This window comes from uncultured Azonexus sp., assembly GCF_937982035.1.
Classification (GTDB): Bacteria; Pseudomonadota; Gammaproteobacteria; order Burkholderiales; family Rhodocyclaceae; genus Azonexus.
Window position 1 is genome coordinate 125,832 of record NZ_CALJNI010000004.1, and the last position, 23,064, is coordinate 148,895.

Sequence of the window (23,064 nt, forward strand, 5' to 3'; positions counted from 1 at the left end):
GGGCGCCAATGCCAACATTGAACTGGATCGGCAAAGAAGCCGTCGTCAAACACCACAAAGAAGTGCCCTTCCGCCTGCTGGAGCCGGTGCCAGAACGCTCCTGCGGCGACGCCGACAGCGGCAACCTCATCGTGCAGGGCGACAACCTGCACGCGCTCAAGGCCCTGCTGCCGCGCTACGCCGGGCAGGTGAAGTGCATCTACATCGACCCGCCCTACAACACCGGCAACGAGGGCTGGGTTTACAACGACAACGTCAACAGCCCGGAGATTCGCAAGTGGCTGGGCGAGGTGGTCGGCAAGGAAGGTGAAACGCTGGATCGCCACGACCGCTGGCTGTGCATGATGTATCCGCGCCTGGTGCTGCTGAAGCAGTTTCTGCGCGAGGACGGGGCGATTTTCGTGTCCATCGACGACAACGAGGTGGCGGCGCTGCGGTTGTTGATGGATGAAATTTTTGGGGCAACGAACTTTGTCGCCTGCAACGTCTGGCAAAAACGTTACTCACGGGAGAATCGTGGTGCTATCGGCGACGTGCACGAATACTTGGTTGCATACGCAAAGAATCCGGCCAAGTTCCAAGAGGTTCGCAATCGTGTCCCCATCGATGAGAAGCAGGCGGCGGTCTACAAGAACCCGAATAACGATCCAAGAGGACGATGGCGCGGAATCCCGATGACAGCACAAGGGTTCAGACCGAACCAAATGTATGAAATCGAAACCCCAACCGGAAAGAAGGTTAAGCCGCCTGAAGGGCGCTGCTGGTCAACGATTGAGAGCGAGTTTCTGAAGCTGAAAGCTGAGGGTCGAATCTACTTTGGAAAGAGTGGGTCATCACAGCCGAGCGTTATTCGCTATCTCTCAGAGGTTGAAGGATTCGTGCCGTGGACTTGGTGGCCCCACGACGAGGTGGGACACACTGATGAGGCCAAGAAGGAAATTCAGAGCCTGTTTGGAACACAGACTGCGTTCGACACGCCGAAGCCGACGCGACTTCTTCAACGCGTAATCCAGATTGCGACCAATCCAGGAGATTTGGTTCTCGACTCCTTCGCCGGTTCCGGCACCACCGGCCATGCCGTCCTGAAGCAAAACGCCGAGGACGGCGGCCATCGCCGCTTCATCCTCGTCGAAATGGACGAGAAGATTGCCCAGAACGTCACCGCCGAGCGCGTCAAGCGCGTGGCGCAGGGCCACACCAACGCCAAAGGCCAAACCGTCGAGGGCTTGGGCGGCGGCTTCCAGTTCTGCCGCCTGTCCGCCGAGCCCTTGTTCGATGCGGATGGTCAAATCCGCCGCGACGTGACATTCGCGCAGCTGGCCGAGTTCGTCTGGTTCGCCGAGACCGGCACCGGCTTCACCGGCACCGCCGATTCGCCGCTGCTGGGCATCTTTGAGGGACGCGCCATCTACCTGCTCTACAACGGTATCCTCAAGGACCGCTCTGTCGCGGGCGGCAACGTGCTCACCGGCCCGGTGTTCGATGTGCTGCCGAAGTTCGCCGGCCCGAAAGTGATCTACGCCGCAGCGAACCGCATGGGTGGCCGCGCGGCACGCGAGGGCATCACCTTCAAGCAAACTCCCTACGCGCTGGAGGTGTAAGCCATGTCCGGATTCGCACCGAAAATCTATCAACAGCAAGTGCTCGACAGCGTGGAGGCTTATTTCAAAGCCTGCCACGAACTGCCGTCACCCTCGATTGCTTTCACGGCCACCACGGAACGCCTGTGGGGGCGCGGCAACCCGTACCACCCGCTGTCGGGCTTTCCGGCCGACATGCCGTACTTCTGCCTGCGGGTGCCCACCGGCGGCGGCAAGACCTGGCTGGCGGCGAAAAGCGTTCAACTGGTCAACACGCACCTGCTGCGCTGCGAGCACAGCGTGATCCTGTGGCTGGTGCCCAGCAAGCCGATCCGCGAGCAGACCCTCAAGGCATTGAAGGATCGCAGCCACCCCTACCACGCCGCGCTGCGCGAGGCGGGGCCGGTCACGGTGCTCGACCTCGAAGAAGCCAAGAGCGTGACCCGCGCCACGCTGGACACCTCGACCACGGTCATCGTCGCCACCCGGCAGGCCTTCCAGGTGGAAGAGGAAGAGTGTCGCAAGGTGTACCAGTCCAGCGGCGCGCTGATGCATCACTTCGACAATCTGTCGCCTTTGCTGCGCGACGCGCTGCTGACCGATGGCGAGGGAGCCGAGCGCACCACGCCGTATTCCCTGGCCAACGTGCTGCGCCTGCGCCGGCCCTTCGTGGTGGTAGATGAGGCGCACAACAGCCGCACGGAGCTCGCCTTCGACATGCTGGCGCGCTTCCGCCCCAGCGGCGTGATGGAACTGACCGCCACGCCCGATCTGGAGCGCACGCCCAGCAACGTGCTGCACAGCGTGTCTGCCGCCGAGTTGAAGGCGGAAGAAATGATCAAGCTGCCGGTGGTGCTGGAAACCGAGCCCAACTGGCAGCAGTGTCTGGCCGACGCCATCGGCCGGCGCGATGCCCTGCACAAGCTGGCGGATGAAGAACGCCGAGCAGGTGCCCCCTACCTGCGCCCGCTGGTGCTGATTCAGTCTGAACCGCGCCGCGCGGGGGTAGAGACGCTGGATTTCGAGAAGGTGAAGAACGAGCTGATCACCAACCACGGCATTCCCGCCAGCGAAATTGTGGTGGCCACCGGCGAGGAAAAAGGGCTGGAGCAGATCGATGCCGATTACAGGCTGGGCATTGCCGACCCCGCCTGCCCGGTGAAGTTCGTCATCACCCAGAAGGCGCTGGCCGAAGGCTGGGACTGCCCGTTTGCTTACATTCTTGTGAGCATGGCCTCGTTGTCGTCGGCCACGGCGGTGGAGCAGCTGCTCGGGCGCGTGTTGCGGCAGCCCGGTGCCAGCCATCGCAGTGCCCGCGCATTGAATCAGTCCTATGCCTTCGTGGTGTCGCGCAACTTTGCCGAAACGGCGGGCGCACTGCGGGATCGTCTGGTGGCCGGTGCCGGTTTCGAGCGGCGTGAAGTCACCGAGTTCGTGACGGCTGCCAAGGCCGAGCAGGCGCGGTTGGATCTGGAGGGCCACGCCGGGCGCGTGGTCGTTCGGCCCGTGGCGATTACCTTGTCTGAAAAACCCGACTTGAAGAGCGTGCCGAAGCCGGTGCGTGACAAGGTCAGTTGGGACGGCAAGCTCAACACGCTGACGATCAGCACGCCGCTCACGGAAGATGAAGCCGAAATCCTCAAGGCGTCGGTCACTTCCGAAACCGCTGCGGCGGCGATTGTGGAAGCCGCCGAAGTCAGCCGCACCACGGCGATTGAATTCTTCCAGACGCCTGCCGAGTTGGGCGAGCGTTTCCGCGTGCCGCAGCTGGCCTTGCGTGTGCAGGGCACACAAGGCGAATTGGCGCTGTTTGATGACCCGGAGGTGCTGGAGTATCCGTGGGATCTTTCACCCTTTGACGCCGCACCGACGGCCGATGACCTGACGGCCTTGGGTGCCGCGCTGAAAGTATCGGAAGGGGGCGAGATCGACATCGACGAGGGCGGTCATATGGTGTCGCGTTTCCTGCCCGAGTTGCAGCGCGATCTGGGCCTGGTCTATCAACCCGAAAACTGGGATGAGGTCCGCATCGCCACCTGGCTGTGCCGCAACCTGCCGGAGCCGTCACTGACCCACGCCAGCAAACAGGCGTTTGTCGCTGCGTGGCTCACCGATTTGCTGCGCCGTGAAGGTTTCACGCTGGCACGCGCCAACCTGCAGAAGTTTCTGATCCGCAATCTGGTCGAGGCGCGTATCCGTGAACTGCGCAAGCAGGCGGTCGGCAAGGCATTCCAGCAGGCGCTGTTCGGTGACGATGCGGCCACGCGGGTGGCAGTGACGGATCAATACGCCTTTGAGTTTCATGCCCAGGCCTACGCCCCCAGCCGCGACTACGACGGGCGCTTCGGTCATTTCGATTTTCGCAAGCACTTCTACGGGCGCATCGGCGACTTCGACAGCAAGGAAGAATTCGAGTGCGCCTGCCAGTTGGATATGTGGGCGCAGCAGGGCCGCATCCAGTTCTGGGTGCGTAACCTCGTGCGGCGCGAAGGCAGTTCATTTTTCTTGCAGAAGGCCGATGGCCGCTTCTACCCAGACTTTCTCTGCCAGTTGCCCGATTCGGCAGGCCAGCCCGGGCCGATTCTCGCGGTGGAGTACAAGGGCGCTGATCGCTGGAACGGGGCTGAGGATGACCGCCTGATCGGTGAACTCTGGGCGAACCTGTCGCAGGGCCGTTGCCGGTTCGTGATGGTCAAGGACAAGCGGTGGGATAGGGTTGAGGAGGCGCTGAAGTGAGTGACTTCCAAAAGCAATACGCACTGTGGGATGAGTTTCTCTCTGTTTGGCCCGCCTCGCGGTTGGCCACGATGACGCTGGACGAGTACACACAGGCGGGCGCCAAAGACAGCTTCACCTACTGGATCGAATCGCGCCTCGACGAACTGGGCAGCATCTGGGGTGGATCGTCGTTCAAATTCGGCGTGTTTTCGCGCAAGAATCTTGAGGCACGTGAGAGTGCGGAGAACCGCAGCTATTCCGATACCCACGGCTGGTATTCCTCTCTGGGTGGCACGGCAGAAGATGCCTTCGAAAAGGTGCGCGGCTATGTCACGCAGGTTGCGACCTTGGCCGCAAACGGCGACTTGGATGGCATTGAGGCTTTCGATCACTTGGGCGAAGCCACCAAGTGGAAGATCGCTTTCCACTATCAAAACCGGCAAGCGCCGGTCATTGTCGATATCTTCAAGAAGGCCCCGCTAGCCGTCTTTGTTGGCAGCACGGCAAGCCAGTCAATGGCCGCCTTACAGAAGGCCGCGCTGGCCAAACGCCCCGGCGACCTTGGCATCCTGGAGTTCGGGCGGCAGGTGTGGGAAGCGTGGAGCCAGAAGAATCTGGCGATCTGGAAGCTCTCCCACGGCAACCCACCCAATTTCACCGATGCGGAGCGCCAGCAGTATCTGGATGGCCAATGGGCGGTGATGCACCGGGACACCGGCAAGGAGCAAGGCAAGAAGTTCGCGGAGGCACCGGTAGGCGCCTTGTTCTTCCTGTGCCACGGCAACAGCCCGCAGCGTATTGCTCAGTTCACATCGGCTGCCATGCCCTGCGACAAGGGGAACGGCTGGTTGCAGCGCAGCTACCGCGTGCTCAAGCCTGCCCAGCGTACCGACCGCTACACCGCCAACTCCAAGAACTGGTCGCCGCAGGGCAATTCGACCTTCTGGCAGGTGGGCGCGCACGACCTGCCGGAATTCGAGTCCACCTTGCTCAAGCCGTTCTTCGGTACGGACTTGGCAGAAGTGGCCGCGCTGGCGGGCGAGCCAATTGAAGCCGCCAGCCTGGGTGAAGGGGTGACTCCGCCGCCAACCACCACGCCGAGCACAGGCAACAAACACCCACCCACTTGCTTCAACCGCATCTACTACGGCCCGCCCGGGACTGGTAAAACCTACACGTTGATGCAGTTGCTCAAGCGTGATTACGAACCGCAGGCCGCATCCATCACCACCGAGGAATGGCGCACCCAGATCATTGCTGAGAAGGTCGCGGTGCTGAAGTGGTGGGAGGGCGCTGCCGCTGCGTTGTACGACTTGGGTGGCAAGGCCAAGGTGGCGGATATTGCCGAGCATCGCTTCATTCAGGCCATCACGGCAGCCAACGGCTCCAACCGCAACGTGCGGCAAACGCTGTGGCGTACCCTGCAGAACCATACCGTGGATGAATCCACCACGGTGAAGATGAAAAAACGCCTGAGCCCGGCGGTGTTCGACAAGACGGCGGACTCGGTGTGGCAGTTTGCCGGTGACTGGCAGGATGCTTGCGCCGACTTGATCACACTGGTTGATCAGCTGCAAGCGGGCCAGCAGGACGCCGCCACTCTACAGCGCTACAGCTTCGTGACCTTCCATCAATCCTACGGCTACGAAGAGTTCGTAGAGGGATTGCGCCCCGTTCTTAATGGCGACACCGAGGCGGGTGAAGTGGAATACGAAATTCGCCCCGGCGCATTCAAGGAACTCTGCCGCAAAGCCCGACAGGCCCCCGACCAACGCTTTGCAATGGTGATCGACGAAATCAACCGGGGCAACATCAGCAAGATCTTTGGCGAACTGATTACCCTGATTGAGCCGGACAAACGCGACTCACTCGATGGTAGCAAGCCGCCCCTGGAGCTGACGCTGGCCTATTCGGGTGAGAAGTTTTCTGTGCCTGCGAACGTAGACATCATCGGCACGATGAACACGGCGGACCGATCGCTGGCGCTGCTGGACACGGCCTTGCGCCGACGCTTCGACTTCGTGCCGCTGCTGCCTGACACCCGACAGGAGAAGAATGCGGATGACCCACACAGCGCGCCCTTGGCGGGCTTGGTGGTCACCACTTCCGTCGGCGCGATTGATGTGCGCCGGATGCTGGAGCGCATCAACGAGCGCATTGAAGCGCTGTACGACCGTGATCACAGCATCGGCCACGCCTATCTCACGACATTGGCGGATGTGAATGATGGCGAGGCCCGCCTTGAAAAATTGGCTGGCATCTTCCGCAATCGCATCGTGCCCTTGCTGGAGGAGTACTTCTTTGAAGATTGGCGCAAGATTCGGCTGGTATTGGGCGACAACCAGAAGCCCCAAGCGGCCCAGTTCATCACCGAGAGCGATGCCCATGAACAGGACTTGAGTGACTTGTTCGGCAACGACCACGGCCTGGACAGCTACGCCACCAAGCGGCGCTATCAATCGCAGCCGTCAGCATTTGCCAACCCCGCCGCGTACCTTGGCATCTATCAGTCCTTGGCTTGAGGGGCGGATCAATGTCTGGCACCACGATCTACGAATTTGATGCGCTTGCTGCTACTGCCCCCAGGGCATCCGATGCCGTAGGCCTGCGTTTGGTGCCGACTCAGGTGTTTGCCTGGCTGGAATCCCAGGCATTGAGCCTGGCCGAATCAGGTGAGGTCGCGTGGCTGAGATTGTCTCAGCGGCGAGGTCGGCGAACCGTGCAGGTGACCAGTTTCGTGGGCGTGATCCGGGCACCGAATGGGTATCAGATCGAGGTGCTGCCCAAAGTCGCCAAAGCCATCGGCGGCGGGGATGATGAGGCGCGCGAGTTGCTGATCGAAATGCTTCGCTGCCTAGGTGGTTTTCGTCATATCCAGACCGACAGCGCCAAGCTGGTGGCCACCCGCATGCCGTTGCTTGAGGTGTTCATCGGTGAATTCCTGCGCGCCGTGGAGCACCTTGTCAAACGCGGCCTGCGCAGTGATTACAACCCGCAGCAAGACAATCTGTTCGCCTTGCGCGGCAAGTTGCAGATGGCAACGCACCTGCAACGCAACCTCTGTCGGCGTGATCGTTTTTTTGCTGAGTTCGACGAGTTTTCACCGGACCGGCCAGAAAACCGCTTGTTGCACGCGGCATTGCGGCGCACGCTGGCCTGGACAGCCTCGCAGACCCATCAGCAACTGGCACGCGAGCTGTGCTTTGTATTTGCCGAGGTGCCTGCATCGTCTCATCTCTCTGCGGATTTCCAGAGGGTCCGCCTGGATCGTGGCATGGCGCACTACGACGTGGCCCTTGCGTGGGCGCGCTTGATTCTGGAAGACGAATCGCCACTCACCGGTGCGGGCGGCCATCGCGCGCCGTCCCTGCTGTTTCCAATGGAGGCGGTATTCGAGGCCTTCGTTGCCAAGCACCTTGCCCGGCAACTTGGACAGGGGTTCACACTGCGCACGCAGGCTCGCAGCCTGTCGCTGGTCCGGCATCTTGAGAAAGATTGGTTCCGTCTCAAACCCGATCTGCTGGTGCAAGCATCGAAGGTGAATCGTTTGGTACTGGACACCAAGTGGAAACTAATCGACGGCCAGCAGACCACGGGTTCGGACAAATATGGGTTGGACCAGGGGGACTTCTATCAGCTCCACGCCTACGGCCAAAACTATCTGGACGGCGATGGTGATGTGGTGTTGATCTACCCGAAAACGGACGCCTTCCACAAGGCACTGCCGGTGTTCGAATTCCCGAAATCTTCAGGACTTCGGCTCTGGGTATTGCCGTTCTGCCTGAAGGACAAGCGATTGCTGTTGTCACCCTGCGGTAGTCTGGATGCGTACTTCACCCCCTCGTCACCTGTGAATCGAGCGCCCCACGATATTGCCAACGAACACAGAGAGGTGGCGCTGATATGACCAAACTCCCCATCAACCTCAATGACCTGCTGCGCCAGCGAACGGTCGAGGGTGAGCGCATCGAGTACAAAACCGGATGGAATCCGGACGCGATCATCCGCACCTTGTGCGCCTTTGCCAACGACTTTGAAAACCTCGGTGGTGGCTATGTGGTGATCGGTCAGGACTGTGATGCGAATGGCCAGCCGGTGTTCCCGCCGGTGGGGTTACAGGACAACCAACTCGACAAGATTCAGCAGGAGTTGCTGGCCGCCTGCCAGTTGATCCAGCCGCTGTACTTCCCGGTGTTGAGCATCGAGGAAGTCGAGGGTCGCAAGCTGATCGTGCTGTGGGCGCCCGGTGGTCAGAACCGGCCCTACAAGGCACCGGAAGCCGTCACCGCCAACAAGAAGACGTGGCGCTATTACATCCGGCGCTACAGCAGCACTGTCGAGGCCAAGGGCGAGACCGAGCAGGAGTTACTGAGCCTGGCGGCCAGGGTGCCGTTCGATGATCGATACAACCAGTCCGCACGGATCGATGATCTGTCCAAGCCGTTGATGCAGGCCTTTTTGCAGGAGGTGGGCAGCACGCTGGCAGAGGATGCGCCCGGGCTGTCGGTCGAGGCCTTGGCCCGGCAGATGAATGTGGCGGGCGGACCCACCGAATCACCGTGGCCCAAGAACGTGGGCCTGCTGTTTTTCAATGAAACACCGGAGCGCTTCTTTCCCGCAGTGCAGATCGATGTGGTCTGGTTTCCTGAAGGCGCGGGCGGGGATCGCTTCGAGGAAAAGATTTTCAAAGGGCCGCTGGCGCGGATGACGCGCGAGGCCTTGAGCTACATCCAGCGTAACTACTTGCGCGAGACGGTCATCAAGCATCCCGACCGCGCCGAAGCCACGCGGGTTTGGAACTTCCCTTACGCCGCCATCGAGGAGGCCTTGGTCAACGCGGTCTATCACCGGTCCTATGAGGAGCGCGAGCCCATCGAGGTGCGCATCAGCAATGAAGAACTGGTCATCCTGAGCTTTCCCGGCCCTGATCGGTCGATCCGGCTGGAGGACTTTCCGGCGGGGCGTGCGGTCAGCCGCCGCTACCGCAACCGGCGTATCGGTGAATTCCTGAAAGAGCTTGATCTGACGGAAGGTCGCTCGACGGGCATCCCGAAGATACTCAAGGTGATGGCTGCTAATGGCTCCCCCGCGCCCCTGTTTGAATCAGATGAGGATCGACTTTCGTTTGTGATCCGGCTGCCCTGCCATCCGTTGGCCCGTCCGGCGCTCCCCGAAGTCACCGGAGAAGTTACCCCCGAAGTCGCCCCCGAAGTCGCCCCCGAAGTTGTGCGGGTCGTGTTGGCCTTGCAGGAAGAATTGTCCAGGACAGAACTGCAGCAGGCCCTAGAACTGAAGGACGAGAAGCATTTCCGGAAGGCCTACCTATTGCCGGCGCTCGACTCTGGCCTCGTGGAGATGACCCGACCCGAAACACCGCGCAGCAGTAAGCAGCGCTACCGGCGGACTCGCCTTGGGCAGCGCTGGCTGGAGACGCATCAGGGTAATAGTGCGGGCTGAGTCATGGGGAAACACACGCAAGCCCGCAGCAACCCGCAGGAGTGCTATCCAATCCAAGTAGCAGGTTTTCCGGGCGTCAACCGCCCGCCACCAAAATCAGTGCCCAACTGTGTATGCAGTTGGGCATTTTTTTTGAAGCCCCGCGTACCTGCGCGGGTTCGTGCGGATTCCTGCGGACTTCGCCTCGGGGCCCGGACGCCTGAAAACGCCCGTTTTCACTCTCTCCTGGCGTTTCCTCGCTCCGGCCTCGCTCTGTGAGAGTGGCCGGAAGTCCGCAAAGGCCCTACTTGGACGCCTTGTAAATCAACGTGTTATACGCGGACGAATCAAGCGGTTGATTTTCAGCATCGGCAGGCGAAGGAACCCGCCCCGATTCGGAGAGTGGAGAATGCGCGAAAATGATCAACAAAAGGGCGATGAATCACGGCGATGACAGCAACGGATCGGGCAGAAAACACCATCAATGACCCCTCGGTCCAGACCACGGGGTGGATGAACCGCACGGTTGCCGGCGCCGGAATCACCAGCGCGCTCGGCGACTTCTGCTACGAAACCACCACCGTGATCTTGCCCGGCTTCCTGGCCGTGTTGGGTATTCCCGCCGCTGCGCTGGGACTCATCGAGGGTATCGCCGATGCGGTGGCGAGCTTCACCAAGATGGTTTCGGGCTACATCGCCGACAAACTCGGCCACCGCAAACTGTTGGTGCTGGTCGGCTACGGCCTGACGCCCGTCGGCCAGATGCTGATCGCACTGGCCGCCGGCTGGCCCTTGATCCTGCTCGGGCGCATGGTGTCCTGGTTCGGCAAGGGGCTGCGTGGCCCGCTGCGTGACGCCATCGTGATCCAGGCGGTCAGCCCCGCGACACGCGGGCGCGCTTTCGGTTTTCACCGCGCGGCGGATACTGTGGGCGCAGTGCTCGGCCCGCTGCTAGGGGTGGCCTTGCTGGGGCTGGCGCAGGGCTGGCACTGGAGCGATGACGCTGGCCCCTTCCGCTTCGTGCTCTGGTTGTCGCTCATCCCCGGTGTGCTGGCGGTGGTGGCCTTCCTCACCCTGGTGCAGGACCCGCAACATTCAACAAACCCGGCGCTGAAGTTTTTCGGCTCGTTACGCGGGCTGCCATCCCGGTTCAAGCGTTACCTGGGCGCGGTCGGCCTGTTCGGGGTCGGCGACTTCTCCCATGCCCTGCTGATCCTGGCAGCCACCACGTTGCTGACTCCTTCGATGGGCGTCGTGCAGGCCGCGCAGGTCGCGGGGCTGCTGTACGTCTGGCGCAACATTGTCCAGGTCGCCGCGTCCTGGCCCGTGGGCTGGCTGGCTGACCGCGTCGGTCATCTGTCCGTACTGGTGGTCGGTTACGCCCTGGGCGCCGCGACGGCGGTACTGACCGCGCTGGCCTTCTGGTGGAGCGTCGATAGCGTGACCTGGCTGGCCGGGATCTTTTTCATTGCCGGCCTCTATGTGGCGGTGCAGGAGGCGCTGGAGTCCACCGTCACGGCCGAGATGGTGCAGCCCGACACCATGACGCTGAGCATCGGTGCGCTGGGCACCGTCAACGGCGCAGCCAGGTTCATCTCCAGCGCCAGCGTCGGCGTGGCCTGGACGGCGGTCTCCCCGACTCTTGCCTTTGCCCTGGCTGCGGGCTTTATGTTGGCGGGCACGCTGGCCATCCTGCGGGTGCGCGACTGATGGACCGCCTGACCCTCGAACGCCGTCAGGTCTGGATCTACCTTGCCGCCATCATCGGCGGCCTGCTGCTGGGTACCGTTGCGCCAGGGGTTGGTCCGCGCTTCGAGATCCTCTTATGGCCGGTGCTGGCGGCGTTGCTTTACACCACCTTCGTGCAGGTGCCACTGCTGCACGTGCGCGATGCCTTCCGCGACCGGCGCTTCGTGCTGGCTATCCTGCTCGGCAACTTCGTATTCATCCCGCTGGTAGCGTGGCTGGCGATTCAGTGGCTACCCGCCGATCCAGCCCTGCATCTCGGCGTGCTGCTGGTTTTGCTGGTGCCGTGCACCGATTGGTTCATCACCTTCACCCAAATCGGGCGCGGCAACACCGCGCGGGCAATCGCGGTGACGCCGCTCAATTTGCTGGTGCAACTACTGCTCTTGCCGCTTTACCTGTGGCTGATGGTGCCGGCGGCCGATTTCAGCGCGGCGCTGAAGACTGAAGAGATGTTGCCCGCTGCGCTCGCACTGATCGGCTTGCCTCTGGTGGCCGCCACGCTGACCGAGCGCTGGGTCGAGGCCCGCCCTGAACGGGCAGTCTGGCGTGAGCGTTTGGGCTGGTGGCCGGTGCCGCTGCTGGCGCTGGTGGTATTTCTGATCGCCGGTGCGCAGGTCGGCACGGTGCTTGGTGCCGGGCCGGTGCTGCTCTGGGTGCTGCCGGTGTTCGTCGGCTTCTTATTCGTGGCAGCCTTGCTGGCGCTGGGCTTAACCCGATGGCTGCGATTGCCGATGGATGCCGGACGGACGCTCGCCTTCAGTCTCGGCACCCGCAACTCGTTCGTTGTGCTGCCGTTCGCGCTGGCTTTGCCTGCCGGCTGGGAGACCACCGTGGTGGTGGTCGTGTTCCAGTCGCTGGTGGAACTGTTCGGGATGGTGTTCTACCTGTGGTGGCTGCCACGCCATCTGTTCAAGCAACGGTGAGGGTTCAACCCTGCCGTCATTCTCCAACCGGAGACTGCTGCAAGGCTTCGATCAGCGGACAGCGGACCTGCCCGGTCGCCGCGCAACACCGTTCGACGAGCTCTGCGAGCACCCGCTCGATCCGGCGCAGGTCGACAAGCTTGACACGAACGTCAGCCAACTTCCTTTCGGCTTGCTCGCGCGCCTCATTGCAGTGCGCTCCGTCCTCGAGCTTGAGCAGTTCAGTGACCTCGTCCAGGCTGAAACCCAGCCGCTGAGCCGACTTCACGAAACGCACCCGCGTGACATCCGACTCGCCGTAGCGGCGAATGCTCCCGTAGGGCTTTTCTGGCTCGGGCAACAAGCCTTTGCGTTGATCCTAAAAACCTCAGTTGATGAGGTGCAGCGCAGCCCAAACGCTGGCAGGCTGCGAATTTGGCATTGATCTTGGGAGTCACCCGATGGGTGAGTCGAAATTGAAGCGTTTTGATTCTGATGAGATGCTTTTGTCGTGCGCCGGTGTGCACACGGCAGGCGGTCGGGTGAGGGTTCGCTGGGAAGTCGACAGTGCGGCGACGCCGATGGGGCAGCTGGCATACTTCATCGAGTTCCTGACGCTGACCGGACTGTGGTCGGGTTGGCAAGAGCGGTGCCCCTTGTCGTACACAAGCCCGAACGCACCGAGCAAGGCCGATGTGCTGGGGACGTGGATGCTGTCGATCCTGTCGGGGCATCGGCGCTACTCGCACGTCACGACGATCCGCTGTGACGGGGTCAATCCGGGGCTGCTGGGGATGAACAAGGTCGTCAGCGAGGACGCGCTGCGCCGGGCGTTGCTCGCGATCCCCGAGGACACCGGCATGGGTTGGCTCGACGGCCACCTGCGCGACAGCACTGCACCGTTGCTCGATGCGCCGTGGATACTGGATATCGACACGACGATCAAGCCGCTGTACGGCAAGCAGGAAGGCGCGGTCGTGTCGTACAACCCGAAGAAGCCGGGCCGGCCTTCGCACAGCTACCACACCTACCTGATGGCCGGGCTGCGCCTGGTGATGGGCGTCGAGGTCAAGGCGGGCAACGAGCATTCGGGCAGTCACACCTTGCCCGGCTTGCTCAGGATTCTCGATGAGTTGCCTGCGCATCAGAAACCCAGGATCGTGCGCGGCGATTGTGGCTTCGGCTCGGACGGCATCATGTGCGAGCTCGAAACACGGGCGCAGCCGTACCTGTTCAAGTTGCGCCTGTCGAAGAACGTCAAGCGCCACATCGAGCGCCTGTTCCGGGTCTCGGGCTGGACGGATGCGGGTCAGGGCTGGGAGGGCATCGACAGCACGCTGGCCCTCACCGGCTGGGAGGACAAACGCCGCGTGGTCGTACTGCGCCGCCCGCTGCAGGGCCAGATGCTCGTCGCGCAAGAAGACAACGGCCAGCAGTTGCTGGGCTTCATCGAGGCCGACCGCAAGGGCGGCAAGCGCATCACCGGCTACGAGTACGCCGTGCTGGTGACCAACCTCGATTACGAGATCCTCTCGCTCGGCCAACTCTACCGCGATCGGGCCGACGCGGAGAACGCGTTCGACGAGCTTAAAAACCAGTGGGGCTGGGGCGGCTTCACCACCCACGACCTGCATCGCTGCCAACTGTCGGCGCGCGCGGTGGCGCTGATCTACAACTGGTGGAGTCTGTTCGTGCGCCTGGCAAACCCTGAGGCGCGGCTCGAGGCGATCACCAGCCGGCCCTGGTTGATGTCCTCGGTCGGTCGGCGCACCGAGCATGCCGGCCAGACCACCATCACGCTCACCGGCCAGCATGCCTACTTCGACAAAGCCCGGCAGGTGCTCCTGCGCACTTCCGGCCAGCTCCAAGCTTGGGCAACAGAGGCTGCGGAGCAGTTGAACACCCGCTCGGTCTGGATGCGCTGCTGCGAGCATCTCAAGCGCACACTCGCGGCCATTGGGCCACCGACGCCCCTCCGTTTGCTGACCGATCATGCAAACGGCGTGGGGTAACTGAGGTTTTTAGGTTGATAGAACCGGATGGTCTCCACATTGACCCCGGCGGCGCTGGCGAAAGCACCAATGGTCAGATTCTCAAGATCGTTCTGCATATCACTTGACTCCGTACTTAAGTACGGAAGTAAGGTTACGCTATCCAAAACAGATTCCAAAGGAAAAGCGTATGCCTGATCTCGAGACCGAACCACGAGCAGGACGCGGCGCATTGTTCGCCGGGGGACTGGCCGCGATCCTTGCTTCGACCTGTTGCCTCGGACCCCTGGTCCTAGTTGCTCTTGGGTTCAGCGGCGCCTGGATCGGCAATTTGACCGTGCTGGAACCGTATCGCCCCATCTTCATCGGCGTGGCATTGGTGGCCATGTTCTTTGCGCACCGCCGTATCTTTCGCCCCGTGCAAGCCTGTATACCCGGTGAGATCTGCGCTGTGCCCCAGGTGAGGAGTACCTACAAGATCATCTTCTGGATCGTGGCCGCGCTCGTCGTGATTGCACTCGCATTTCCCTATGTCCTTCCACTGTTCTACTGACAGGAGTTCCTCCATGAAGAAACTTATCGCGCTGGTTGCACTCGCCTCGGCTTTGATTACGCCAACCTGGGCCGCCACACAAACCGTCACGCTCTCCGTGCCTGGTATGACCTGCGCCGCATGCCCGTTCACGGTGAAGAAGGCGCTCACCAAGGTCGATGGCGTGCAAAAGGTCGAGGTGAGCTATGAGAGGCTGGCAGCCGTAGTCACTTTCGACGACGCCAAGACCACTGTTCAAGCGTTGACAAAGGCCACCGAGAACGCTGGCTATCCCTCGACCGTAAATCCATGAGCAACTGCTGCGAAACGAATAACCCAGCGCTCGACAACACCTTGCACATTGCGATCATCGGCAGCGGCGGTGCAGCGATGGCGGCAGCGCTGAAAGCGGTCGAGCAAGGTGCGCGAGTCACGCTAATCGAGCGCGGCACACTTGGCGGCACCTGCGTCAATATCGGCTGCGTGCCATCCAAAATCATGATCCGTGCAGCGCATATCGCACACCTGCGCAGGGACAGTCCGTTCGACGCAGGGATCTCGGCAAGCCCGCCGGTCATCAATCTCGCCGCGCTGCTCGCACAGCAGCAGGGACGTGTCGATGAACTGCGCCTCGCCAAGTACGAAGGCATCCTGGACAGCAACCCGGCGATCACCGTGCTGCACGGCGAGGCCAGGTTCAAGAACGAACACACGCTGACGGTTGCGATCCCTGACGGCAGCACACGCGAAGTGGCCTTTGACCGCTGCCTCATCGCCACCGGCGCTAGCGCGGCCGTGCCGCCGATCCCGGGGCTGAAGGACACTCCCTACTGGACGTCCACCGACGCGCTGGCCAGCGACACTATCCCGCAGCGGCTTGCCGTTATCGGATCATCGGTGGTGGCCGTCGAGCTGGCGCAAGCCTTCGCCCGACTGGGCAGCCAAGTGATGATCCTGGCGCGTAGCACGCTGTTCTTTCGCGAAGACCCGGCCATCGGCGAAGCCGTCACAGCCGCGTTACGCGCCGAAGGCATTGAGGTGCTGGACCATACCCAGGCCAGCCATGTCGCCTATGAAGACGGAGAATTCGTACTCACGACCGAGCAAGGGAACATACGCGCCCACAAGCTGCTCATCGCCACCGGTCGTACACCGAACACCCGCACACTGAACCTCGACGCTGCCGGTGTCGAGGTCAACACGCAAGGGGCCATCGTCATCGACCGCGCCATGCGCACGAGCTTCCCGGACATCTACGCTGCTGGCGACTGCACCGACCAGCCACAGTTCGTCTATGTCGCAGCGGCAGCCGGTACACGGGCAGCGATCAACATGACCAGCGGCAGTGCCGAGCTTGACCTGACGGTATTGCCCGCAGTGGTGTTCACCGATCCGCAGGTGGCGACAGTGGGCTACAGCGAGGCGCAAGCGCACCACGCTGGCATCGAGACCGACAGCCGCACCCTGACCCTCGACAACGTGCCGAGGGCGCTGGCCAACTTCGACACGCGCGGCTTCATCAAGCTGGTGGCCGAAGCTGGCTCAGGACGGCTGATCGGCGTGCAAGCCGTCGCGCCGGAAGCAGGCGAGTTGATCCAGACCGCCGCGCTGGCGATACGCAACCGGATGACAGTACAGGAACTTGCCAACCAGTTGTTCCCGTACCTGACGATGGTCGAAGGCCTGAAACTTGCCGCGCAGACCTTCAGCAAGGACCTGACGCAATTGTCTTGCTGCGCAGGCTAGTCAGGCTCGCTGTCGCGTCTCATGCGTGCCCGCTGCTCATCCCACAGCGCTGGAGGATCAACCGCCAGATCGAACAGCGTGATGTGGTTCGGCAATGTGTCGTCCAGGATGGCCGCCACGATGTCGGGGGCCAGCGTGGTCAGGTTGACCATCCGGCTGACGTAGCTGTTGTCGATTCCTTCCCGCGTGGCGATCTCCTTCAAGGACTTCGCCTCTCCTGACTCCAGCATCGCCAGCCAGCGGTGGCCCCTGGCCAGCGCCAGTTGGATGGAGGTTGGTGCTACGTCCCACGGTCTAACCGGCGCGGTTTCGCCGTTTGGCAAAGTGACCAGCTTGCGGCCGCTGCGGCGTTTGATCTGGATCGGCACGGACAAGGTCAACCTGCCGTCGCTGGTCTGCAGGATGTCGGGCTCGCCGGTCTTCTGGATGCGGATGTCGCTCATGCCAGTGCTTCCACTTGTTGCTCGACCGGCTCGGGGCGCAGCTCCAGCACCAGGCGTTCGATGCCGTTGGCGCGCAGCCGCACTTCGAGGTCGTTGGGTGACACGATGACTTTCTCGACCAGCAGTTTCACGATCCGGGTCTGCTCGGCCGGGAAAAGTTGATCCCAAATCGCGTCGAGCCGGGTCATGGCCACGGTGATCTTCGCCTCGTCCAAGGTTGGATCGAGCTTGATGGCCTGCGGCAGCATGTCGCCGAGTAGATTCGGGGCACGCAGGATCGCGCGCAGTTGGTCGAGTACCGCCGACTCGAGTTCGGCGGCCGGCAAGCGCGGCAGGCCTGAGGCGCCCGCGTGCTCCTTGGCGTCACGCTGAGGCACGTAGTACCGGTACCGACGGCCATTCTTCTTGGTCGTGTGCCACGGCGACAGTGCTCGACCATCGTTGCCGAACACGATGCCCTTGAGCAGATACGCCACGGTTGCCCGCGTTGCGTTGCCGCGTACCCGGCCATTGGTGGCCAGGATCGCGTGGACGCTGTCCCACAGTTCGCGGCTGATGATGGGTGGATGTTCGGCCTGGTACCACTGATCCTTGTGCCGCAGCTCACCAAGGTAGGTTCGGTTGCTGAGGAGCTTGTAGATGTGGCCCTTGTCGATCGGTCTACCATCGCGCGTCTTGCCGTCTTGCGTGGTCCACGCCTTCGACGTCACGCCATCCAGTTTCAGCTCCTTGACCAGAGCCGTACTGGAGCCGAGTTCAACGAAGCGCTGGAAGATGTGCCGGATCAGTTTGGCCTCGCGTTCGTTGGGCACCAGGCGGCGGTTCTCGACGTCGTAGCCCAGCGGTGGTACGCCGCCCATCCACATGCCCTTGCGCTTGCTGGCTGCGATCTTGTCGCGGATGCGTTCGCCGGTGACCTCGCGTTCGAACTGGGCGAAGGAAAGCAGGATGTTCAGCATCAAGCGGCCCATCGAGGTCGTTGTGTTGAACTGCTGAGTGACCGATACGAACGACACGCCGTAGCGCTCGAACACCTCGACCATCTTGGAGAAGTCCGCCAGGCTGCGCGTAAGGCGATCGATCTTGTAGATGACAACCACATCGATCTTGCCGGCCTCGATGTCCGCCATCATGCGGCGCAGCGCCGGGCGTTCCATGTTGCCGCCCGAGAAGGCGGGATCGTCGTAGTCGTCGGCTACTGGAATCCAGCTCTCGGCGCGCTGGCTGGCGATGTAGGAATGACCGGCGTCGCGCTGGGCATCGATGGAGTTGTATTCCTGGTCGAGCCCCTCGTCGGTAGATTTGCGCGTATAGACCGCGCAGCGCATGCGGCGCTTCAGGACTTCGCTCATCGTCCACCTCGCTTCTTGGTGGACGGCTTGGTCTTGGCATTGGATGGCGGCCTGAGCCCAAAGAACAACGGCCCCGACCAGCGCATGCCAGTGATCTCCCGGGCGATCATCGAGAGGCTCGGGAACATGCGGCCGTGGAAGTCGTATTGGCCATCGGCGGTTGCGATCACGCGGTACTCGACGCCTTTGTATTCTCGGACCAGCACGGTGCCGGCGGCCGGACGGTAATCGCGGTCGCGCTTTTTCACCTTGCCGGTTTCCACCAGGGATTCGATGCGGCGCTGATTGCGATCCAGCAGGTTGGCATCGACCTTGCGGAACTCCAGCTCTTGCAACCGGTAGGCAATCCGGCGTTCGAGGAACTGACGGTTGTGGGTGGGCGTGTCGCCGCCGACCAACTTCTGCCAGAGGGCCCGGATCTCTGCCATGGGCAGCTCGGGCAACCTGGCGATTTGTGCTGCCACCGATGGCGGCGTTGAAAGTGACGTGCTCATTTGGACTCCGTAGTTGTCTTGTTGACGGGGTCTGAATGAACGCGCTGGTTGCCAGATAAGCCAAGCTCAAACTCGCTCGCTTCGGCGATGTGTGCGGACTGTTCTGCACCGCTGATACGCAGACGGGCCAGGCCGTTGGCCAGCAGTGACGCGATCTCGTGGCGACGCTGCTCCGGCGTCATCCGCTCGGGCGGTAGATGGTTGATTTGGTGCATTGGTAGCAGTCCTTTCCGTCAAAATCACATGCAGTGAAATTGTCCGGATGGACCGCCGCCGACACCATGAGGGAGTTTCGGACGCGTGCGGGCTGGTGCGGGTTGTCGCGAAAACCGAAGCGCGGTAGCGCCTACTTTCTAACCGGATACTGGCCGTTGCGGATAAAGCGGTCGTAAGTGTCTTCCTCCGGTTCCTCTTCGTCGTGGCGCGCTCCCTGCCACTCGGCTTCAGGCAGCAGTAGCAAGGTCAGGGTGTAGTCGTATTGGCCGGCAACCCTGATCATTTCATTGACCTGCATGCTCTCCGGTTCGCGTGGAAACCAGAGCTGCGCCTGTGCCGTCTGTTGCTGGCTGCCGGCCCAGCCGTTGTTGCTGTGCGCCAGCGCATCACCCGGCAGTTCGATGGTGTTCCTGCGGGTCGCAAAGTAGGCGCCAGACTTCAGCGCCGCCTTGTTCGACTTGGCCCACAGCATGTGATCGTCGCGACTGGCCACGAGCACCGCTCGTTTGGGTGCAATCTCGGTCCAGCGCAAGGCGGCGGCCGTGAGCGATACACCATAGCGGTCTGCGCAGTGGCCCAGCAGATCGAAGCTGATCGGCTGGCCGTCGACTTGGCGCCGGAAGTCGTCCAGCGGCATCAGCAGGGTCGAAGCAAACAAGTCCGCCTCTGCCTCGATGTCGCGCTCGTTGTTGTCTCCCGTTTCGATGTCGCCGTCGCCGCACTCGAAAATGTCCTGCTGGTGACGGTGAAGGATGTAGTGACCGAACTCATGCGCAATCGTGAAGCGCTTGCGACCCTCCGACGGGGTGGCACTGTTGTAAAGGACCAGCCACTTCGACCGCGACTTATTGGCTTTCAGCAGACCATCGAAACCGTCGAGATCTTCGCCCTGGACCTTGTCGATCGGCGAGTCTGAGAAGCACTGGCGGGAATACTCCAGCGCCAGCTCATCAACCTTGACCGGAAAGCGATCCGCACCGAGAACCGTGTTGAGCATAGACGAGATGCGATTGGCCTCGGCCATGGGCTTCTTCGCATCCGTCATTCATCTTCCCAGGCATCGAGGATCTTGCGGATCTTCTTCTTGTCCGGCTCCGACATGGTTTTGTACTTGCGGAAGAAGGCCTCATCGAGCACTTGCTCGTCCGGCGTGGCGGCCGACTCGGTCAACAGGAACTCCGTGGTGACATCGAGGACGGCGGCGATCTTGCCGATCTTGTCGGCCGATGGTTTCGGATCGTCCTTGTTCTCCAGCTCCCAGATGTAGCTCTTGCTGGAGTCGGTCAGTTCGGCCAACTGTTCCAGGCTGAGCTTCTTTTGCTTCCGCAATGCGCGGATCTTGTCCCCCAGGGGCGATGGCACCGGTATTTCCTCATTTGTTGGCTTCAATCCGAAAATAATACCACTATGCCGAACGATTTCGTGCCTGTTTGACAAACCCCTAATCGCTCCGCGACAATCTGAATCGTTCGGTACACCGAACGCCATCGGTCTGCACACCCCAACAAGAAGAAGGGGCCGTCGAGGCTGATACCAAGCCGATCCAAACCTTTGAGGGGTATGTAGATGAACGATGCAGAAAACCTGAGCAAGCTCCTGGGCCACCTGCCGCCGGCGGTGTTCCGTGAATTCATGGTGGATGAATTCGGTCTGGCCATGCCGGATGTGGACGCCAAGAAGCCCAAGAAAGAACAGCGTGAACAGATGGAGGCCGTGCTGTCCGCCCTTGGGGTGAGTGAGCGGCAGCGGATCGAGGAAGTGGCCGAACGGATCGTGCTGTTGTCGGATGGCGCCGGTCAGGACGTCATCGACGGCTTCAAGGACGACATCTTCGATGACGCCGCCCGAGAAGCCTTCGTCGCGATCCCGAACCAGTACCAGCGCGCGCTGTGGCTGCACGTCAATGAACCCGTGATCTTCGAGGAAGCCCTCAACGCCCGACAGGCCGACGTATTCCGGCAAAGCGCCTCCTGCTACTCTGGTTTCATGGCACCTGCCAACCTGGCGGTACTCGACGACGCGACGGCCAAGGCGGCGTTCCATCAAACCGTCGCCCAGCAACTCGGGTGCTCCGATGACGCGGTCGCGATCCAGATCTTCAAGCGTCTACGGCCCGACACGCAGACTGGCGAGGACGTGGATCTGTACCAGATCAGCATCCATCACAACCGCCCACCGGAAATTATCGACTGCGTGCAGGCGAGCGAACTGGTGCCCCAGGAGGTGATCCGGGCGGTGTCTTCGCACATCACTTACGAGCCGGCCAATGGGCACCTGGAGGTGCTGTCGAAAGATACGGCGGGCCGGGAAGCATTGGCGCGCATCGTGGCTGACACCCTGCTGCAATCGCCCATCACCGGCGAGAAGATCCCGCTCAAGCAATACGACTACCAGAGCCTGGCGGCGCTGCGTAATTTCGACCTATCCGGCGAGCCGGTTGCGTTCGTCAAGGTCGTCGAGCTCGGCTACGCCGCCGGCAATGGCCGGTCGCTCCTGGTGAAGATCTGGACCAAGGACGTCGATGACATCTACGCGGCCGCCCGGTCGTTGATTGGCCCCGCCTTCGACTTCCGCGATCACCACCTCAACTACGCCAAGCTGTCCATCAAGCTGAAAAAGGTGGGCAAGGACCGCGCACGGACGATTACCGTAATCCTGCGCGACGACAACAAGTGCAACATCAAGACCAAGCGGGAAAAGGACCGGGCGCTGTGCGACCGACTGCTGGCCAAATGGCACCTGGTGAAGGAGATCGGCGATGTCGTCGAAGCCCCTGCAGACGCAGTCGCTGCTTGATCTGATTGACCTGTTCGAACGGTCTGGGCAGCCGATTGCCGATGGCGACGGACAGCGGCTTCGTGGGGTGCCAGGGTGGAGTGCTCTTGGACGGAAATCTTTGACGCCGAAGCTGCTGGAGCAGTGGACCGACTGCGTCGGCTACGCCGGGAGCTACCCAGCATCGCTTGATGACGATCTCGTTCAAGTCGACCTGACTGAAGATGACCAAGCTGATCGGTATCGCTACCGCTGCCCTGAGTCTTTTCGGTGGAAGTCTGTCCCCGCTGCTGAAGTCGCCGTCTACAGCGTTCGGCCAGCTGCAATCCTGAGCACCATCGCCGATCTCCTGGGTATCGCGCAAGCTCTGCGAAAAGGAATTAATGCGCCGCTGCTGGAAGATTCCCTCTGGCATTTGGGGAAGGCACGAATCGGACCCGCGCTGACTGACGTCTGGCTCGTTCGCGGCTTGGCGCACTCCGTCGAAGAGGTATTTCGCCACTTCAGCCAGACAAGTCTTCCTGACCAGGGTCTGATTTTGTCGTCTGGCGGCGTATTGCCGCAGTTTGTGCGCCCACCGCGCAGTTACCGATTCGCATCGCTACGAGCTGCAATCGTCGACTATGTCGCCACGCCGTGCATCGATTTGGATCTCCTGCATCGAATACTCGCCGCTCCGCCCGATGGCGAGATCCGCCCCATGTTGCCGGTGCACTTCAACGAGTACGCCAACACGCTGACCATCCGCACTAAGACCAAGCCCTGGACGATCAAGGGCGAGCGTCAGGCTGCAGCCGTCCGCTACATGTTCGAGCAGGCCATCAACGACAGATGGCTCCTTCCAGCTGCCGAAATTCTCGGCGCAGCCTATGCCGACAAGAAGACCGCTCGCAGCCAGCGCATGCAGAACCTGTTCAGCGGCAACACCGACTGGGAGGACTACATCGACAACCCTGAAAAGGGGAAGTACGGCTTCCGCCGCGAATGACCTGCCACCAGTTGGCAGCACCACGCACAACCGCCTTCGGGCGGTTTTCTGTTTTCTGGGCCTCGTTTTTCCCCGCAGAAGCTGCGCCCGTACATCAGCCCGTACATGGCGGCGGCAGACGCCCGCACAGGCCGACTTCGAA

The 23,064-nt window shown here is 61.8% G+C and carries 18 protein-coding genes and 3 pseudogenes; 13 read left to right on the forward strand and 8 right to left on the reverse strand.

Features of this window, described 5'->3' with window-relative positions; genetic code table 11:
• Positions 1-8: 8 nt before the first annotated feature.
• The 7 genes from Q0799_RS03260 to Q0799_RS03290 all read left to right on the forward strand — a co-directional run bounded on the left by Q0799_RS03260 (position 9) and on the right by Q0799_RS03290 (position 12,406).
• Positions 9-1,601 carry a site-specific DNA-methyltransferase gene (locus Q0799_RS03260; RefSeq protein WP_298394126.1) on the forward strand — a complete coding sequence of 531 codons (1,593 nt, stop codon included), beginning with the start codon at positions 9-11 and terminating at the stop codon, positions 1,599-1,601.
• Positions 1,602-1,604: 3 nt separating this feature from the next.
• Positions 1,605-4,316, forward strand: coding sequence for a DEAD/DEAH box helicase family protein (locus tag Q0799_RS03265; protein WP_298394128.1), 2,712 nt, complete (start codon positions 1,605-1,607; stop codon positions 4,314-4,316).
• Entirely contained in the window at positions 4,313-6,820 is a 2,508-nt protein-coding gene (locus tag Q0799_RS03270; protein WP_298394130.1) for an AAA family ATPase, read from the forward strand. The genes Q0799_RS03265 and Q0799_RS03270 overlap by 4 nt, the downstream gene beginning before the upstream one ends.
• 11 nt (positions 6,821-6,831) lie before the next feature.
• Complete coding sequence (locus Q0799_RS03275; protein ID WP_298394132.1) at positions 6,832-8,205, forward strand: McrC family protein; 1,374 nt, start codon at positions 6,832-6,834, stop codon at positions 8,203-8,205.
• Positions 8,202-9,755: a Fic family protein gene (locus tag Q0799_RS03280; protein ID WP_298394134.1), complete on the forward strand. Its 1,554-nt coding sequence runs from the start codon at positions 8,202-8,204 to the stop codon at positions 9,753-9,755. The genes Q0799_RS03275 and Q0799_RS03280 overlap by 4 nt, the downstream gene beginning before the upstream one ends.
• Positions 9,756-10,184: 429 nt before the next feature.
• The gene (locus Q0799_RS03285; protein ID WP_298394136.1) at positions 10,185-11,444 is read left to right on the forward strand and encodes an MFS transporter; all 1,260 of its coding nucleotides are present in this window, start codon (positions 10,185-10,187) and stop codon (positions 11,442-11,444) included.
• Entirely contained in the window at positions 11,444-12,406 is a 963-nt protein-coding gene (locus Q0799_RS03290) for an arsenic resistance protein (RefSeq protein WP_298394137.1), read from the forward strand. The genes Q0799_RS03285 and Q0799_RS03290 overlap by 1 nt, the downstream gene beginning before the upstream one ends.
• 16 nt (positions 12,407-12,422) lie before the next feature.
• On the opposite strand, the pseudogene Q0799_RS03295 reads toward Q0799_RS03290, so the two are convergent.
• Positions 12,423-12,761: pseudogene (locus Q0799_RS03295) on the reverse strand (MerR family DNA-binding protein); the annotation flags it as partial.
• An 85-nt stretch (positions 12,762-12,846) separates the two neighbouring features.
• Between Q0799_RS03295 and Q0799_RS03300 the strand changes: the two are divergent.
• Positions 12,847-14,397 (forward strand): transposase, encoded by a 1,551-nt coding sequence (locus Q0799_RS03300; protein ID WP_298394139.1) that lies wholly within the window; start codon positions 12,847-12,849, stop codon positions 14,395-14,397.
• Between the two features lie 2 nt (positions 14,398-14,399).
• On the opposite strand, the pseudogene Q0799_RS03305 reads toward Q0799_RS03300, so the two are convergent.
• A pseudogene (locus Q0799_RS03305) lies at positions 14,400-14,495 on the reverse strand (MerR family transcriptional regulator); the annotation flags it as partial.
• 71 nt (positions 14,496-14,566) lie between these two features.
• On the opposite strand from Q0799_RS03305, the gene merT reads away from it, so the two are divergent.
• From merT to merA, 3 genes and pseudogenes are all read left to right on the forward strand, one after another.
• The gene (gene merT / locus Q0799_RS03310) at positions 14,567-14,929 is read left to right on the forward strand and encodes a mercuric ion transporter MerT (protein ID WP_298394141.1); all 363 of its coding nucleotides are present in this window, start codon (positions 14,567-14,569) and stop codon (positions 14,927-14,929) included.
• Positions 14,930-14,942: 13 nt separating this feature from the next.
• Positions 14,943-15,221, forward strand: coding sequence for a mercury resistance system periplasmic binding protein MerP (gene merP, locus Q0799_RS03315; protein ID WP_298394143.1), 279 nt, complete (start codon positions 14,943-14,945; stop codon positions 15,219-15,221).
• Positions 15,222-15,262: 41 nt separating this feature from the next.
• Positions 15,263-16,654, forward strand: a pseudogene (merA, locus tag Q0799_RS03320) (mercury(II) reductase); the annotation flags it as partial.
• Here merA and Q0799_RS03325 read toward each other — a convergent pair.
• From Q0799_RS03325 to Q0799_RS03350, 6 genes are all read right to left on the reverse strand, one after another.
• Complete coding sequence (locus Q0799_RS03325; RefSeq protein ID WP_298394146.1) at positions 16,651-17,097, reverse strand: LacI family transcriptional regulator; 447 nt, start codon at positions 17,095-17,097, stop codon at positions 16,651-16,653. The pseudogene merA and the gene Q0799_RS03325 overlap by 4 nt on opposite strands.
• Positions 17,094-18,449 (reverse strand): recombinase family protein, encoded by a 1,356-nt coding sequence (locus Q0799_RS03330; protein ID WP_298394148.1) that lies wholly within the window; start codon positions 18,447-18,449, stop codon positions 17,094-17,096. Before Q0799_RS03330 ends, Q0799_RS03325 begins: the two co-directional genes overlap by 4 nt.
• Entirely contained in the window at positions 18,446-18,943 is a 498-nt protein-coding gene (locus Q0799_RS03335; RefSeq protein WP_298394151.1) for a DUF2924 domain-containing protein, read from the reverse strand. Before Q0799_RS03335 ends, Q0799_RS03330 begins: the two co-directional genes overlap by 4 nt.
• Positions 18,940-19,158 (reverse strand): hypothetical protein, encoded by a 219-nt coding sequence (locus Q0799_RS03340; protein ID WP_077144376.1) that lies wholly within the window; start codon positions 19,156-19,158, stop codon positions 18,940-18,942. The genes Q0799_RS03335 and Q0799_RS03340 overlap by 4 nt, the downstream gene beginning before the upstream one ends.
• Before the next feature lie 131 nt (positions 19,159-19,289).
• Complete coding sequence (locus Q0799_RS03345; protein ID WP_298394157.1) at positions 19,290-20,183, reverse strand: ImmA/IrrE family metallo-endopeptidase; 894 nt, start codon at positions 20,181-20,183, stop codon at positions 19,290-19,292.
• A gap of 17 nt (positions 20,184-20,200) precedes the next feature.
• Positions 20,201-20,521, reverse strand: coding sequence for a helix-turn-helix transcriptional regulator (locus tag Q0799_RS03350; protein WP_236213217.1), 321 nt, complete (start codon positions 20,519-20,521; stop codon positions 20,201-20,203).
• 204 nt (positions 20,522-20,725) lie between these two features.
• On the opposite strand from Q0799_RS03350, the gene Q0799_RS03355 reads away from it, so the two are divergent.
• The gene (locus tag Q0799_RS03355) at positions 20,726-21,955 is read left to right on the forward strand and encodes a hypothetical protein (protein ID WP_231281477.1); all 1,230 of its coding nucleotides are present in this window, start codon (positions 20,726-20,728) and stop codon (positions 21,953-21,955) included.
• Positions 21,918-22,922 carry a hypothetical protein gene (locus Q0799_RS03360; protein WP_298394162.1) on the forward strand — a complete coding sequence of 335 codons (1,005 nt, stop codon included), beginning with the start codon at positions 21,918-21,920 and terminating at the stop codon, positions 22,920-22,922. Before Q0799_RS03355 ends, Q0799_RS03360 begins: the two co-directional genes overlap by 38 nt.
• Positions 22,923-23,064: the final 142 nt, after the last annotated feature.